This is a genomic window from Vibrio ouci, from assembly GCF_004551525.1.
In the GTDB taxonomy this organism is placed as follows: Bacteria; Pseudomonadota; Gammaproteobacteria; order Enterobacterales; family Vibrionaceae; genus Vibrio; species Vibrio ouci.
Genome location: NZ_SATR01000159.1, coordinates 1 through 1,699, shown reverse-complemented (window position 1 = coordinate 1,699; position 1,699 = coordinate 1). Strand labels below are relative to the sequence as shown.

General features: G+C 38.5%; 1 protein-coding gene. It reads right to left on the bottom strand.

Annotated features, from left to right (window positions below; translation table 11 throughout):
- Positions 1-336 precede the first annotated feature (336 nt).
- On the bottom strand, positions 337-1,515 hold the full coding sequence (locus ELS82_RS24710; protein ID WP_134837738.1) for a DUF2971 domain-containing protein: 1,179 nt from the start codon (positions 1,513-1,515) through the stop codon (positions 337-339).
- Between the last annotated feature and the right edge of the window lie 184 nt (positions 1,516-1,699).

The following is a 1,699-nucleotide window of genomic DNA, read 5'->3' as shown; positions in this document are numbered from 1 at the left end:
ACCATGCACCACCAACCCTTTGCAAAGTACGTAGTGAGATGAATAACAGGATAAATCCTACACGTTGAAAACCTTGTGCTCACGCTGGCTTTTAAAGTCGATAAGGTGATTAGGACTTCGTGTTCGACTGCCTCATCTTGGCCAAGGCAATAGCCACAAAACAGGCCGTATATATGGTAGTTAACCTGCACTTTTAATCACACTGCTGACTTGCAAAACAGGGGGAGACCATATATGTGAGCAACGCAATACCAAAGCTCCCGCATACCACCTTAAACACTAAACGCAACGCATAGTAAAAATGCCACGCGTTGCGAATCACTCTTAAACAGTTTGTTAGCTTTGTTCTACAATACTTTTGCCCAACTTACCCAAATACTCTTTTTGATCCGGATTTAAACGTTCGTATTCTGTGAGAGGTAGGTATTTTGATGAAAAAAACTTAGCTACGATGCCCACAGGAGCTACTTGACAAGAGTAGCTATCGTGCGAGTCTAATGCCTGAAAAACCGCTAAGCTTGGCTTATCTTTTGCTAGGGCTAATAAATGAGCGCAAGCCATCAAAACTCTTTCTTTTGAACTATCTGAAGTCTTAGGACCAAAGATAACTCCTTTTATATGGCGACTATTTATTTTCAAGCAACGATGTTCTGAAGGTAGCTCTTCATAGGTAGGGAATAATAAGCGAACCTCTTGCTCATACTTCCAATCAGTAAACTTAACTAACCCAACTTTATTTACTTCCATTTGGTCAATCATACCCAGAAAGCTTTCAGGCACATCGTAATGAGCTTCTCTTTCGCTGAAACGAAATTTATGTATAAGTCTTTCAAAAGCGTTAACTTTGCAAGGTTGCCTAGAGTAAATAACGTCTTTTAACATCAAGCTTTCATTATTATACCTACCTATCTCATGCCACCCTTCTTCTTTTTCTCTATAACCAGATAAGTTGGGCAATGTCGACTCAACGTCAACAAAACCATCAGAACTTTCATATATAACGACAAAGCCAGTTTCAGCAGCCCCATAATGCCCCCACATTGTAGGGTTTATCGCATTTTTGGAGAAAGAACAAATGTGCTTATTTTCCACAAGTTCGCTCTCACTTAACCCTAACAAGTAACTTTCAGTATATTGACTAATCTTCTTCTTTTCTTCTGGGCTGAATTTTTCACCTAGAACAGCTTCAAAACCATAATTAAAGAGATTAACGGTATCGTATACAGTCAGGTTTCTTTTCTTTATTTGGTTATAACCAGCTTCAAAAATAGGTTCAGCTAATTCAATCAGCTTGTATGCATCTTGAGGAGATTGATAAAGAGGGTATTTAGAGCAGACTTTACACAACACATAATCGACAAATCGCGTCCAAACTTCTTTTGGAGCATTAAATAGATATCTAGCTCTACACTCATGCCTATCATTTAACTCTCTTGCAGAGGCAAAATAGACTTCACCACGTTTTAGCATCATTAAAGATAGAGGACTAACACTTTGATATTTGTATATGTACATCTGTAAACATCTCAACTTATATACATTGGTAAAAGCTAACGCCGCGTTAAGTAGTGAGCAACGCAGACCACTGAACCTAAACTATTGTGCTGTAAACACCAAAATCAAAGCAAACCAAAAATGCCGAGCGTTGCGAATCTGTCTTAAACGCCTTGTTATACAATATTTTCCTAACTTAGCTTAC